At 44.8% G+C, this 13,204-nt stretch carries 15 protein-coding genes; 3 read left to right on the plus strand and 12 right to left on the minus strand.

Features of this window, described 5'->3' with window-relative positions; genetic code table 11:
• Positions 1–6 precede the first annotated feature (6 nt).
• A complete protein-coding gene (locus tag R8269_RS21730; protein WP_017820793.1) occupies positions 7–255 on the plus strand; it encodes a YkgJ family cysteine cluster protein in 249 nt (82 codons plus the stop codon).
• A 229-nt stretch (positions 256–484) separates the two neighbouring features.
• Positions 485–1,183, plus strand: a complete 699-nt coding sequence (gene aqpZ / locus R8269_RS21735) for an aquaporin Z (RefSeq protein WP_005380621.1) — start codon at positions 485–487, stop codon at positions 1,181–1,183.
• Between the two features lie 51 nt (positions 1,184–1,234).
• Here the strand turns inward: aqpZ and recR are convergent, their stop codons facing one another.
• The 7 genes from recR to R8269_RS21770 all read right to left on the minus strand — a co-directional run bounded on the left by recR (position 1,235) and on the right by R8269_RS21770 (position 6,980).
• A complete protein-coding gene (recR, locus tag R8269_RS21740; RefSeq protein ID WP_005380619.1) occupies positions 1,235–1,834 on the minus strand; it encodes a recombination mediator RecR in 600 nt (199 codons plus the stop codon).
• A 30-nt stretch (positions 1,835–1,864) separates the two neighbouring features.
• Positions 1,865–2,194, minus strand: a complete 330-nt coding sequence (locus R8269_RS21745; RefSeq protein ID WP_005380618.1) for a YbaB/EbfC family nucleoid-associated protein — start codon at positions 2,192–2,194, stop codon at positions 1,865–1,867.
• 82 nt (positions 2,195–2,276) lie between these two features.
• Complete coding sequence (gene dnaX, locus R8269_RS21750) at positions 2,277–4,382, minus strand: DNA polymerase III subunit gamma/tau (protein WP_206970954.1); 2,106 nt, start codon at positions 4,380–4,382, stop codon at positions 2,277–2,279.
• 8 nt (positions 4,383–4,390) lie between these two features.
• Positions 4,391–4,936, minus strand: a complete 546-nt coding sequence (gene apt / locus R8269_RS21755) for an adenine phosphoribosyltransferase (protein WP_005380615.1) — start codon at positions 4,934–4,936, stop codon at positions 4,391–4,393.
• 162 nt (positions 4,937–5,098) lie between these two features.
• Complete coding sequence (locus R8269_RS21760; protein ID WP_373924456.1) at positions 5,099–5,485, minus strand: YbaN family protein; 387 nt, start codon at positions 5,483–5,485, stop codon at positions 5,099–5,101.
• Between the two features lie 33 nt (positions 5,486–5,518).
• Positions 5,519–5,650, minus strand: coding sequence for a hypothetical protein (locus R8269_RS21765; RefSeq protein WP_005380608.1), 132 nt, complete (start codon positions 5,648–5,650; stop codon positions 5,519–5,521).
• 223 nt (positions 5,651–5,873) lie between these two features.
• On the minus strand, positions 5,874–6,980 hold the full coding sequence (locus R8269_RS21770; RefSeq protein WP_005380606.1) for a response regulator: 1,107 nt from the start codon (positions 6,978–6,980) through the stop codon (positions 5,874–5,876).
• Between the two features lie 289 nt (positions 6,981–7,269).
• Between R8269_RS21770 and R8269_RS21775 the strand changes: the two genes are divergently transcribed.
• Positions 7,270–8,145 (plus strand): LysR family transcriptional regulator, encoded by an 876-nt coding sequence (locus tag R8269_RS21775; RefSeq protein ID WP_005384959.1) that lies wholly within the window; start codon positions 7,270–7,272, stop codon positions 8,143–8,145.
• Between the two features lie 66 nt (positions 8,146–8,211).
• On the opposite strand, the gene purF is transcribed toward R8269_RS21775, so the two are convergent.
• The 5 genes from purF to accD form a co-directional block, all read right to left on the minus strand.
• A complete protein-coding gene (gene purF, locus R8269_RS21780; protein WP_005380592.1) occupies positions 8,212–9,726 on the minus strand; it encodes an amidophosphoribosyltransferase in 1,515 nt (504 codons plus the stop codon).
• 36 nt (positions 9,727–9,762) lie between these two features.
• Complete coding sequence (locus R8269_RS21785) at positions 9,763–10,254, minus strand: CvpA family protein (protein ID WP_005380590.1); 492 nt, start codon at positions 10,252–10,254, stop codon at positions 9,763–9,765.
• A 61-nt stretch (positions 10,255–10,315) separates the two neighbouring features.
• Positions 10,316–10,909, minus strand: a complete 594-nt coding sequence (locus tag R8269_RS21790; protein WP_005380588.1) for an SPOR domain-containing protein — start codon at positions 10,907–10,909, stop codon at positions 10,316–10,318.
• A 14-nt stretch (positions 10,910–10,923) separates the two neighbouring features.
• A complete protein-coding gene (folC, locus tag R8269_RS21795) occupies positions 10,924–12,186 on the minus strand; it encodes a bifunctional tetrahydrofolate synthase/dihydrofolate synthase (RefSeq protein ID WP_017820798.1) in 1,263 nt (420 codons plus the stop codon).
• A 46-nt stretch (positions 12,187–12,232) separates the two neighbouring features.
• On the minus strand, positions 12,233–13,159 hold the full coding sequence (gene accD, locus R8269_RS21800; RefSeq protein ID WP_005380583.1) for an acetyl-CoA carboxylase, carboxyltransferase subunit beta: 927 nt from the start codon (positions 13,157–13,159) through the stop codon (positions 12,233–12,235).
• Between the last annotated feature and the right edge of the window lie 45 nt (positions 13,160–13,204).

Below are 13,204 nucleotides of genomic sequence, written 5' to 3' on the forward strand. Positions count from 1 at the left end.
TACATTATGGATTGTCGATTAGGATGTGGAGCGTGCTGTATTGCGCCAAGTATCTCTTCACCAATACCTGGAATGCCAAAGGGCAAACCTGCAGGTGTTCGTTGTGTGCAACTCAACGACGACAATTTGTGCAAGCTATTTGGTAAGCCTGAACGCCCCAAAGTCTGTCACGATTTTAAACCGTGTCCGATTGTATGCGGTAACACCAATCAAGAAGCACTCGACAACATCACTGAATTAGAACAATTGACGTAATGCGACTCTAGACCACACGTTTAAAGTTAGTACCTCGGTTGTTTCTCTCCGAGGCAGTAATCAAAGCAAACTCAAGATTTAGCACTTCCCCCCTCTGCTTTTTATCTCACCTTTGAGAACTCTTGCCACATAGCGTTCCATTTGCGGTTTTTGCGCGATCTCCCTCACAATTTATTGACAATTCTCGACTATGTTCAGCGGGTCATTTAATTAAAGATCAGGAAAGAACATGAATAAGTATTTGGCTGAGGCTTTTGGCACGTTCTGGCTAGTGTTAGGCGGCTGTGGTAGCGCGGTGTTGGCTGCGGGTTTCCCTGAAGTGGGTATTGGTCTGTTGGGCGTTTCTTTGGCATTCGGTTTAACCGTTCTGACGATGGCATTTGCTATCGGTCATATTTCAGGTTGTCACTTGAACCCTGCAGTGACAGTTGGCCTTTGGGCTGGCGGTCGTTTTGAGACAAAAGACGTTACGCCTTACATCATCTCACAAGTGATCGGCGGGCTTATCGCAGGTGGCGTGCTTTACGTTATTGCATCTGGACAAGCAGGATTCGATGTTGTGGGTTCTGGCTTTGCCGCCAATGGTTATGGTGAACACTCTCCAGGCCAATACTCGATGATCGCTGCACTTGTGACTGAAGTTGTTATGACGATGATGTTCCTGATTGTCATTATGGGTGCAACAGACAAACGTGCGCCACAAGGCTTTGCACCTATCGCAATTGGCCTGTGTTTGACTCTCATTCACCTGATCAGCATTCCTGTCACCAATACGTCAGTAAACCCTGCTCGTAGCACGGCAGTCGCAGTATATGTGGGTGACTGGGCGGTTTCTCAGCTATGGCTGTTCTGGATTGCTCCTATTGTGGGTGGCGTGCTTGGTGCAGTTATCTACAAAAATCTTCTTGGTAAAGAATCGAACGATTAATCGTTCCTAACTCCCAAAATCAAAAAAGCCGCTGAATTCAGCGGCTTTTTATTAAATTCTGTGTCGACCTAATAGCGAATGTGACAACGTCGTGCCATCAACAAGCTCTAGCTCCCCACCGACAGGCACACCATGCGCGATGCGGCTGGCATCAACTTGGTGCTCTTTACATAGCTCTGCGATGTAGTGGGCAGTGGCTTCACCTTCAACTGTTGGGTTTGTCGCCAAAATCACTTCGGTAATATCACCGCGACGTAAGCGGTAATCAAGGACATCCAACCCAATATCACTTGGACCAATACCATCTAATGGCGACAAATGCCCCATAAGAACAAAATACCGACCAGAATATTGGCCTGTTGCTTCAACGGCTGCGATGTCTGCCGGGCTTTCTACCACACAAATTTGACCATTTTCTTGGCGTTTTGGGTTGGTACAAATGTGACAGACTTCTTCTTCGGTGAAGGTTCGACACTCAGTACAATGACCTATTTCTGTCATTGCCTGACTAAGCGCATCTGCAAGCTGCAAACCGCCTTTTCTATCGCGCTGTAACAAATGAAAGGCCATACGCTGCGCTGACTTGGGGCCAACCCCAGGTAGACAACGTAAGGCCTCCATCAATTGTTCCAGCATATGACTGGTACGCATTAAAAGTCCGCTTAATTAAATATCAGCAGATTAGAATGGCATTTTCATACCTGGTGGTAGTTGCATACCGCCAGTTACAGAAGCCATTTTCTCTTTTTGAGTTTCTTCAACACGACGGGCTGCATCGTTGAACGCCGCAGCGATCAGATCTTCAAGCATTTCTTTGTCGTCTTCCATCAAACTTTCATCGATGTCAACACGACGTACGCTGTGACTACCAGTGATAGTAACTTTAACTAGGCCAGCACCAGACTCGCCAGTTACTTCCATATTCGCGATTTCTTCTTGAAGCTTTTGCATGCGATCTTGCATTTGCTGGGCTTGCTTCATTAGGTTGCCCATACCGCCTTTACCAAACATGTTTATCTCTCTGGTTTAATGAGGTGTTGCATCAATTAATGGGGTTATACCTTTGGGTTTTCAACCCCATTCCATTCGATTATTAGATAGGGCGCACACTATCTTTATCAAGCTCTGCAGCAAAACGACGTTCAATAAATTGAACATTTGGATCGTTTTCTAAACTGTTCAGCGCTTGCTGTAATTTCTCTTGGTAGAGCCTATCTCTCAGTTCAAGTGGTGTTTCTCCACTCTCCCCTATTTCGATGCTCATGTGGCACTCTTCACCTAACACGGTATTAAGTGCTTTGAGCAATTCGGCTTGAGCTCTATCAGTATTCAAATGAGCTTGGCTGCTTCTCAATAGTAACGAAACGGTTGTTCCTTCCTTACTATAATGAGAGTTTAGCGCAAGTTGCTCTACCAGCTTAGGGATCTCCATTAAGCTGATGAGCTTCGCCCATTCATTATGTTCTAATGACTCATCGATGAGCTTTTGTGCCATTTCAGGCGTTTTCTCATGCTCAAGTGCCTGCTTGAGCTGCGTAGGTGTCAGTTTTGTATTTACTTTTGTCTCAACAGGCTTGCTTGGACGCCAGCGATACGCTTCCTCAACTTGTGGCTCCGTCGACTTCGGAGCTGAGTTTGGCGACACCTGCGCGGAATTGCCATGCAATTGCGCTACTCGGTCGATAACCGATTCTGGTTGTGCAGATGCCGCTTTAGGCTTTTTTGAGCCACCATTTTGAGGAGTGTTCTGTTGTAGGCCTTGACGCTGAGAACGTAATTGGTGACGTAAACCGCTTAGACCACCGCGCGCCGGTGTTGAAACGCTCTCTTGCACTTGTTGAGGTGGCGTTTCATGCTGCGGTGCAGGGTTTTCGCTCATCGGCGGCGCCATATCATACTGTGGCGGAACCCTCTCATATCCACTCGCGTGATATTCAGGTTGTGAATTGGATGAAGGTTGAGGCGCCACTTGTGGTGAGCTTTGTGCTGGACTCGGCTGCTGAGCTCGAGGAGCTGCTACTGTCTGAGCTGGTGCAGTCTTTGATTGACTGGCACTTTGAACTGGGGCTGAAGCTGATTCGCAGTTACTGGAAACAACATTTGCCCCACTGTTACTTGATGGGCGGAACGCCATCATACGCAGCACAATCATTTCCAGACCGACTCGCCCATTTGGCGAGAGGGTCAAATCTTCACGACCTTTCAATGCAATTTGATAGTAAAGCTGAACGTCTTGCGGGCTTAGAGCTTTACTCAACAGCTCAATTTTCTCTGCATCTGGTTGTGCTCGGTCTAACGACGCGGGCAACGCTTGATACATCGCAATTCGGTGTAACTGTGTTGCGACTTGCTGCAACAAACCATCCCACTCAACACCATTTGCCGCTAATTGTTGGATTTTATCCATAGCTTGTTGAGGTTTCTTGCTGCTGATTGACTCTAGTAAGTGAATCGCTTGGTCGGTATCAATCGTCCCCAACATGTGGCTGACAATATCGGCTTGCACCGCACCGTTACCTAATGCAATTGCTTGATCAGTCAAGCTAAGAGCATCACGCATACTGCCATCTGCAGCATGTGAAATCATACCCAACGCTTTTGGCTCTGCTGAAACTTGCTCTTGACCTAGGATGTAATCAAGTTGCTGGTGAATATCATCAACGCTGATTGGTTTCAGATGAAACTGAAGACAACGCGACAATATAGTGACAGGCAGCTTTTGTGGATCAGTTGTTGCGAGTAAGAACTTCACATACTCTGGCGGCTCTTCCAGGGTTTTCAACAACGCATTGAAAGAGTGACGCGATAGCATGTGCACCTCATCGATGAGGTACACTTTAAAACGTCCACGAGCAGGTTTGTATTGAACGTTGTCTAACAGTTCACGAGTGTCTTCAACTTTAGTACGTGATGCTGCGTCGATTTCAAGAAGATCGACAAAGCGACCTTCATCAATTTCACGACAAGTATCACACTTACCACAAGGTGTCGCGGTAATGCCGGTTTCGCAGTTCAAGCCTTTGGCAAACAGCCTACCGATACTCGTTTTACCCACACCACGAGTCCCGCTGAACAGATAAGCATGGTGTAAACGGTTTTGCGCCAGTGCGTTTTCCAACGCCGTCAGGACATGTTTTTGTCCGACAACTTGGTCAAACTGATTAGGACGCCATTTTCGCGCTAAAGCTAAATAACTCATTGAATGTATTAATGTCCTTCAAAATCGCAAATGCTGTACACGTTTAGACCTAGTGCTTCTAAACGTTTATCACCACCGATTTCTGGTAGGTTGATAACGAACGCAGCGTGCTCAACTTCACCGCCCAGTTGGCGAATCAGTTTAGTCGTCGCTTCAATAGTACCGCCCGTTGCCAATAAATCGTCGACAACCAGTACTTTGTCACCTTCAACGATGGCATCTGTATGGATTTCTAGTGTATCAACGCCGTATTCAAGCTCATAAGATTGAGCAACAGTAGGGCGTGGTAGCTTGCCTGGTTTACGCACTGGTACAAAACCAACACCTAGCTCAAGCGCTAAAGGCGCACCAAATAAAAAGCCACGAGCTTCCGTACCCACAACCTTGGTAAAGCCCATATCTTTGTAACGTTCAACAAGTAAGTTGATCGTCGCTTGGTATGCTTTTGCGTCTTCAAGAAGGCTCGTCACATCACGAAATAGAATGCCTGGCTTTGGGTAGTCTTGGATGCTTTTGATGCTAGATTTGATCAGTGAAATTGTTTCTGTAGTCATAATACCGATTTACTTAGATTGGCTCATCGCCCTCTCTAATCGCAGTATCACGAGGGCAACGAACAATAGGTTTTCACCACTATGTGCTTATTTTCGTAAAAGTCACAGGCGCTGAAAATACAAACGCCCACTCGAAGAGCGGGCACACTATTCTCTACAATCTTAGTGATTTTCTTCTCGGTCAGCAACCAACTCAATCACAGGCAGACGCATAAACCAGCTGAGTAAAACGATTAGCATCACTAAAAGACCAATTTTTACCCAAACGAGGGGGACAACAACGATTGAAACCATGAAACTAAGCGCAATAAAAATCGCACCACGCTTTCTTACTTTTGAAGTAACAGCCCGATGCTTATGCCAATTGTCGAGAATGGGTCCAAACGTTTTGTGGTTATGTAACCATTGATGAAATGCGGGGCTACCACGCATAAAACATGCGCTAGCAAGCAAAATAAAAGGTGTGGTGGGTAACAGTGGAAGGGCTATGCCGGCTATGCCGAGCACAATACAGAGTCCACCAACAGTATTGAAAAAGTAACGCTTAATACGAATGGTGAACTCCGGTACAAAATTGCTAGATTAAAAGCCTGCGTAACCATTCATTACACGAAGCCAGGTTAGCGTTGCAGGAAGTGTTGGGATCAAAAGAACTGCAATAAAACCTAAAAAGTAAAAAATATTATAAGGCTCTTTAAAATCTTTGTCTGCCATGATGTGTCTTCTCACTAGTTGACTTTGCTTCTCCCAAGGCACAGCGTTAAATTATCGTTGCACAAATGGGTCATTATTGTTTTAAGCGCTGACTATACATTAAACAGCCAAATCTAAACACCAGTAAAAAGTAAGGTTATTAAACTAAACGTATGTTGTTTTGGTGGTTCTAAAAAGATAATAAGCAGCGTAAGGACGCTGCTTATTGGTTTGCAAGTCATAATTATACTAGTCGGGATTTCCGGGTAATACTTAAACTAAAACTTGAAGAACCTAAACACCCGATAGATAACTGTCCTGCAACACTAAGCGGTAAATCGCGGGTGATGAAGTTTTTCATACTTCCTCCCCCTAAACGGTTACCTGCTGCGATGTGTTGATTCGTATTTCCGTCAGACCAATGGCTATCTAAACCCGCAGGCAATATAGAGACCGAGGATGAAGCGAGGTCGGCGACACCAAACACAGCATTGACTGCACCCGCACACTCCGAACACTCAATTCCTTTTTCAATGATCCCTACCATGTCCTTGAGATCAGCACTGAAACTTTTCAAGTTACGGAGATAGTCGTCAAACAATGCCCTAACGAGCAATGTCGTCGCAACTCCATCATTAGCTTGGGAAGCAGAATCAACTAGATAAAACGCAAATTGACCATTCATTAACCAACGATAATCGAAAACCAAGGGCATCACATCCGTCGATTGCAATAAACGGTACGAGCAGCGCCAATCTCCCTGAGCAGCATCCTTTTCTGGCAATAGAGCTTGCAGTAAATCTCTTGCCGCACTCGGATTCTGTTGTAAATATTCCAGATGCCAATACAGCTCTTGTTCATCTGGGATTTCACCACCATCATCAACCCTGAACCACTGACTTGAAAAGTCACGTTGTTCTGAGAAGTGGCTATCGGTATCTTCTAGCGTATTCTCTATCGCCTGAGATAGGTGCTCATAATTACCTATCGGTTTAGGAAGAAAATCTTTAATACCAAATCGCAACGCTTTCGCGACATCGGACATTTCATCCGTGCCTGATACCACGATAAGCGGCATATATGGGTATTCGAGACTAACTTCTTCGACGAACTCGATACCATCTAAGACCGGCATCGATAAATCACATAAGATAAGATCGGGTTGGCATTCCCTGAGTTGTTGAAGCGCTTCTAGGCCGTTTTCTGCTTCTACTACTTTAAAACCCTGACTTTCTAAATAGGCATTGGTTACTTTACGAAATATTGGATCATCGTCCACCAACATTATTAGTTTTTGATTAATCACTTCCTGTGCCGAGACCATTGCCGTTTGACTGTGAGTCTTAAACATACCTTTATCCCTCACAAAGCTCAGTCAAAAAAACAGATTTATTATTAAGTCATTATTTTTGTTGTGTTTACTTCCAGCAAAACGTGTCACAGCAAGACCTGAGGCCGCTTTGCCTTGTTATAAAACTTAGCTCGGAAACTGCATTAATACAAATATTACGGCGTATAACAGTATTTACTCAAACAGGGTTGCTGTGTTCAAATGATGCAACATGTTGACTTAAAGCAAGCTTTGATCACAAAGTTAATTATAAATTAACCGTAATCGGTAATTTAATGTGTCTGGAAATATGAAATTAGATGACTTAAACCTGTTTCGACTGGTTGTCGAAAATGGGAGCTACACCGCAACTTCGCGAAAAACCATGATCCCGGTTGCGACCATCACCCGACGCATTCAAGCGCTAGAAGACTCTGTCAATCTTCGACTATTGAACCGTCATGCTCGCAAACTCTCGCTCACTGAAGCAGGGGAACGTTTTTACCATGAGTGCTCTCCTTTACTACAAAGGCTAACAACCGCAGCAGAGGAAATCACTGACGACTGCCGAGGAGCATCCGGCAAGATTAAGATATCCGCGCCTTATAACTTAACTAAACGAATGATGATGCCGATGTTCAACAGCTTTATGAAGCAGTACCCGGACATCAACATTGAGCTAACGACAGAGAATAATGCGGACAAGCTTGACCCTACTGAATGGGATGTAATTTTTCGAGTGGGACCGCAACGCGACTCTAGCCTCATCGCGCGTAAGATTGGCGAAGTGAAGGATATTCTCGTTGCAAGCCCTGACTATCTAACCTCGAATCCTGCGCCACATCATGCAGAAGAGCTCTCTAACCATTCATTGCTAAAAGGGTACCCACTTATTAAGTGGACCTTGATTAATAGCAAAGGCGAGTCTGTGGTGAATGTTGATCGTGGTCGTTTTCAAGCAAACGCGCTCAATGTGGTGCGCAGCGCTTGTTCCGAAGGTTTAGGCATCACACTAATGCCAGATGTCATGATCAAAGAGTACATCGAGAGCGGCGATTTGGTACGCGTACTGCCAGATTGGAGTGCAAACCCGCGCGACATTTATATGCTTTACAACCACAAAGACCACCTGCCAGAGAAAGTTCGCCTCTTTATTGACTTTGTGATCGCTTATAACATTCACTAATTAAGTAGCGAAAACAAAAAACCAGAGCCGAAGCTCTGGTTTTTTTACGACTTAAGAAAACGCACCCTATGCGCCTTCGTTATGAAGCTCTAGGTTTGCTAAATCCTGTTGGATTTCAAGTTGTGTTTTCGCATCATCATTACGAAGACCATCCAAAAAATCTAGGTATTGTTGGTCAATATCACCCGTTACGTATTCGCCGTTAAACACGGATGTATCGAACTGAGTAATATCTTGGTTTCCAAGACCTACCGCCTCTACCAAATCTTCTAGACGTTGATAAATAAGCGCATCGGCACCAATCTGCTTACAAATTGTATCGTTGTCACGGCCATGGGCAATAAGCTCTGTAGCACTTGGCATATCAATGCCGTATACGTTCGGGAAACGAACTTCAGGAGCCGCTGAGACCATGTACACTTTCTTGGCACCAGAATCACGAGCCATCTCAATAATCTGCTCTGACGTTGTACCTCGAACAATAGAGTCATCCACCAGCAACACATTCTTACCTTTGAATTCCGAACGAATAGCATTCAACTTGCGACGTACTGATTTCTTACGTTGTTGCTGGCCAGGCATGATAAACGTACGTCCAACATAACGGTTTTTCACGAAACCTTGGCGATAAGGGATATCGATCGCTTGAGCGATTTGCAGTGCAATGTCGCAAGACGTTTCAGGGATAGGAATGACAACATCGATATCAAGGTTTGCGTAATCTTCACGAATACGTTCGCCCAGCTTTTTACCCATTTCAACGCGAGCGCTGTATACCGAAATTTTATCGATGAACGAATCTGGACGAGCAAAGTACACGAACTCGAAAATACAAGGGTTCAGCTTAGGATTATCTGCACACTGCTTCGTGTAAAGTTCACCGTCAAACGTTGCGTAAATCGCTTCACCAGGTGCAACATCACGGACGAAATCAAAACCGACCGCATCCAATGCCACCGATTCAGACGCAACCATGTACTCTGCTCTGCCGTTAACTTCACGCTTACCTAAACACAGCGGGCGAATACCGTGTGGGTCACGAAATGCAATCATACCATGACCAATGATCATGGCGGTCACAGCATAAGCACCGCGAATTGTGCGATGAACATTGGTGACTGCGCGGAATACGTCTTCGGTCGTGACATTTCCTTTTACTGAGTCAATTTCGTGCGCCAGTACATTTAGTAATACTTCAGAGTCTGAAGTGGTATTGATATGACGGCGATCTTTTTCAAACAGCTTCTGACGAACTTCGTTGGCGTTAGTCAAGTTACCGTTGTGGGCAAGTGTAATACCGAAAGGAGAGTTTACGTAGAAAGGTTGAGCTTCTGAAGCGCTTGAACTGCCTGCTGTAGGGTAACGAACATGACCAATTCCGACCTCGCCTTGCAGGCGTTGCATGTGTCTTGCTTCAAATACATCCTTGACTAAACCGTTCGCCTTACGCAGACGAAAACGATTGCTTTCTATGGTACAAATACCAGCGGCATCTTGGCCACGATGCTGTAACACCGTTAACGCGTCATAAATAGACTGGTTTACAGGCGTTGTGCCCACGATTCCAACAATACCACACATGTCCTAATCCTCGATTTGCGACAGTAGCTGGCACTACTAGATAGTGCCAGACAGAAAACTTGATGTTGCTTGTAAATGCTCGAAGAATGGGGCGATGATACGGCTGAACTCAGGGATCAACTGTGAATCTTTCCACCAATCCGAGCTTGGGAATGCAGTAAACGCATCCATAAAAAACAGCACCGCAGAAACAATTAAGACTCCGCGTAGACCACCAAATACAATCCCGAGAATTCGGTCCGTACCTGATAGCCCTGTTTTTTGTACCAGTTGACCAATGACGTAATTCACCACTGCACCAACTACCAAGGTTGCGACAAATAACGCCGCGATCGCCGCTCCGTTACGAAACATATCATCTTCGATGTTGGTGAAGTACACCGCCAATTTGGCGTAGTAATTACTGGAGATAAAAAACGCTCCGAACCAAATCACCAAAGACAAAGCTTCTTTAGCAAAACCGCGAACTAAACTGATCAGAGCTGAAAATCCGATCACACCTAAAATGATAAAATCTATCCAATTCATCTTTTCTTCATCTTAAGTTGGCGCGCATTTTAACAGAAAAAATGCTGACGCAAACGTTTTCTTATGGATTTAATGGCTTAAATTTAAGCAATTGACCTTTTGAACCTGTAATTTTTTGTAATTCTTGAACTTGTCGTTCAAGTTTACTTTTTGACACATCAGGGCCAACAATCACTCTCGTAAACTCGTTTTCTTTCTTTGTGTGAGCTTGATAACCACGCTTTTGCAAATCCGCGACAAGCGCGACAGCATTTTCGTGATTCTTAAGTGCCATCAACTGAATGATCCAAGCTGAATCTTCATATTGATTTTTCTCTTGAACAGGACGAGTGACGACCTCAACTTGCTCTGGTTGTTTGATGACCTCAGGTTTAGATGTTGGCACTGGCTCGGGCTCAGAAACGGCTACTTGAGCATCCTCACGTTCTTGCACTACAGCTTCAACCGGAGAATCCGGTAACGTAATGTCGTCTTCCACTGGCTCTAATATTTCGAAGTTTTCCACATCACTATCAAGTTCTGGTTTGATAGGAATACTGGCAAATTCTTCTTTGTAGTGCAGTTTCTTACCATCTAGCACATCGGGAAGAACAATGACTCCGACTGCGACTAGAATGATGGTGCCGACTAAACGACTTTGGAATTTACTTGCCATCAAAATACCTTTACTTATTTATTATTTGATTGCCAATGTTCCAATACCTCTCCGACGGTATGGAATGATCCAACCACCAGAATAACGTCTCCTGTCTTTGCGTGGCTTCTCGCACTCTCGAAGGCGTCAACAGGGTTTTCAAAATGAACTTGCCCATCAGGTAAGTATTGGCACAATTCATCAGCGGTCGCCGCTCTCGGTCCAGTAAGCGACGCTGGATACCATTGTGTTGCAACTGGAGTTAGCGCTTCAATGGTTGCTTTAATGTCCTTGTCATGCAGCATTGCAACCACAATATGGATATTCTTACCCAGATATTGTTGCTTCACTCTCTCTACCAAATACTCAGCAGAGTGCGGGTTATGAGCGACATCAAGGACTATTTCAGGTTCGTGATGCAGTACTTGCATACGCCCCGCCAAACGCGCATTATTCAAGCCATTGACAATATTTATGTCAGTGATTTGCAATTCCGAAGCCCCTAGTGCCATCAGTGCAGTGGCTGCATTTTGTAATGGTAGCGATGGGATTGGTAAATCCTCTAACTCAAATGCCCCACTGCTCCATTTCCAACCATTATCAGTTAGTTGGTAATCGTACTGAATACCTACTTGGAAGAACTCAGAACCAATATCGTCAGCATGAGCCGCCACGGTCGCTGGTGGCGTCGGTTGACCACAAATTGCTGGCTTCCCTGAACGGTAAATGCCCGCTTTTTCAAAACCAATAACATTGATGTCATCACCAAGCCAATCCACATGATCGATCGCTAAGCTCGTAATAACAGAAACATCATGGTCAACAACGTTAGTGGCGTCTAGACGGCCGCCAAGTCCTACTTCAAGTAAGACAACGTCAACTTTCTCTACTTGGAAAATACGTAGCGCAGCAAGCGTACCGAATTCAAAGAGGCTAAGGCTAACATCACCACGCTGCTTTTCTACATAATCGAATGCTTCACAGTGCTTGGCATCTACAACGTCAACGCCATTAATGCGTACACGCTCGTTGTAACGAATCAGGTGCGGAGAACTATAAACACCGACTGAATAGCCAGCATCAAGTAAAATGGCTTCCATTAACGCACACGTTGAGCCTTTGCCATTGGTTCCGGCAACGGTGATTACGGTTGGAGCTGGTTTGGTAAGATTGGCTTTGTTTGCTACCGCTTGGACACGGTCTAAGCCTAGATCAATTGCTGAGGAATGAATATTTGCTAAATAATCAAGCCACATCTCTAATGAAGATGTGGCTTGAGGAATTGGGTTTTGGGTCATCTAACTTTAACCATTAAATTCTTTGGTTTTTATGTTAGTTGATACTTTACCCTTTTTCGTCCGCTTCTGGTACAGAATATGGCTCTTCATTTGGAGATTCGTTAACCGAAACCACCAAAGGAGACTTGTGGTTAGTCATCTTAGCGATAAGACCACCCACACGCTGACGCATTTCACGACGGTCAACGATCATATCAATAGCACCGTGATCAAGTAGGAACTCACTACGCTGGAAACCTTCAGGAAGATCTTCACGTACAGTTTGCTCGATTACACGACGACCAGCAAAGCCAATGAGGGCCTTAGGTTCACCGATGTTGATATCACCCAACATAGCCAAACTTGCTGATACACCACCCATTGTAGGGTCAGTTAGAACAGAAATAAACGGCAGACCTTTTTCTGATAAACGCTCAAGCGCAGCACTGGTTTTTGCCATTTGCATAAGAGACATTAAAGCCTCTTGCATACGAGCACCACCACTTGCTGAGAAACAAACAAGCGCACAGTTATTTTCAATGGCTGCATCCACTGCTTTCACAAAGCGAGCACCAACGACTGAACCCATTGAACCACCCATAAAGGAGAATTCAAACGCACACGCCACAAGCGGCAGACCAAGCAATTCACCCTGCATCACAACTAGCGCATCTTTCTCACCGCTATTTTTTTGTGCAGCAGAGATACGCTCTTTGTATCGCTTAGAATCTTTAAATTTCAGTTTATCCTGTGGCTCAAGTTCAGAACCTAATTCAACTCGATTACCTTCATCTAAAAATGTTTCCAAACGACGACGCGCTTTCATACGCATGTGATGGTTACACTTTGGACAAACTTCTAAGTTACGCTCTAGCTCTGCATGGTATAAAACCTGTTCACAAGAGGTACATTTAGTCCACACACCTTCTGGGATAGAAGCTTTGCGTGAACTTACTAGATTGCTTTTCTCTAAAATCTTTTCAAGCCAACTCATGGAAGACCTTTTCTCTCAACTCTTCCGCTTCATTGCGAAAGATAT

This window comes from Vibrio sp. Vb0667 (assembly GCF_033391095.1).

Excerpts from the sequence above, each read along its gene's own strand:
- R8269_RS21730 (WP_017820793.1), top strand. The coding sequence starts at position 7 with ATGGATTGTCGATTAGGATGTGGAGCGTGCTGTATTGCGCCAAGTATC.
- aqpZ (WP_005380621.1), top strand. The coding sequence starts at position 485 with ATGAATAAGTATTTGGCTGAGGCTTTTGGCACGTTCTGGCTAGTGTTA.
- recR (WP_005380619.1), bottom strand. The coding sequence starts at position 1,834 with ATGCGTACCAGTCATATGCTGGAACAATTGATGGAGGCCTTACGTTGT.
- R8269_RS21745 (WP_005380618.1), bottom strand. The coding sequence starts at position 2,194 with ATGTTTGGTAAAGGCGGTATGGGCAACCTAATGAAGCAAGCCCAGCAA.
- dnaX (WP_206970954.1), bottom strand. The coding sequence starts at position 4,382 with ATGAGTTATTTAGCTTTAGCGCGAAAATGGCGTCCTAATCAGTTTGAC.
- apt (WP_005380615.1), bottom strand. The coding sequence starts at position 4,936 with ATGACTACAGAAACAATTTCACTGATCAAATCTAGCATCAAAAGCATC.
- R8269_RS21765 (WP_005380608.1), bottom strand. The coding sequence starts at position 5,650 with ATGGCAGACAAAGATTTTAAAGAGCCTTATAATATTTTTTACTTTTTA.
- R8269_RS21770 (WP_005380606.1), bottom strand. The coding sequence starts at position 6,980 with ATGTTTAAGACTCACAGTCAAACGGCAATGGTCTCGGCACAGGAAGTG.
- R8269_RS21775 (WP_005384959.1), top strand. The coding sequence starts at position 7,270 with ATGAAATTAGATGACTTAAACCTGTTTCGACTGGTTGTCGAAAATGGG.
- purF (WP_005380592.1), bottom strand. The coding sequence starts at position 9,726 with ATGTGTGGTATTGTTGGAATCGTGGGCACAACGCCTGTAAACCAGTCT.
- R8269_RS21785 (WP_005380590.1), bottom strand. The coding sequence starts at position 10,254 with ATGAATTGGATAGATTTTATCATTTTAGGTGTGATCGGATTTTCAGCT.
- R8269_RS21790 (WP_005380588.1), bottom strand. The coding sequence starts at position 10,909 with ATGGCAAGTAAATTCCAAAGTCGTTTAGTCGGCACCATCATTCTAGTC.
- folC (WP_017820798.1), bottom strand. The coding sequence starts at position 12,186 with ATGACCCAAAACCCAATTCCTCAAGCCACATCTTCATTAGAGATGTGG.
- accD (WP_005380583.1), bottom strand. The coding sequence starts at position 13,159 with ATGAGTTGGCTTGAAAAGATTTTAGAGAAAAGCAATCTAGTAAGTTCA.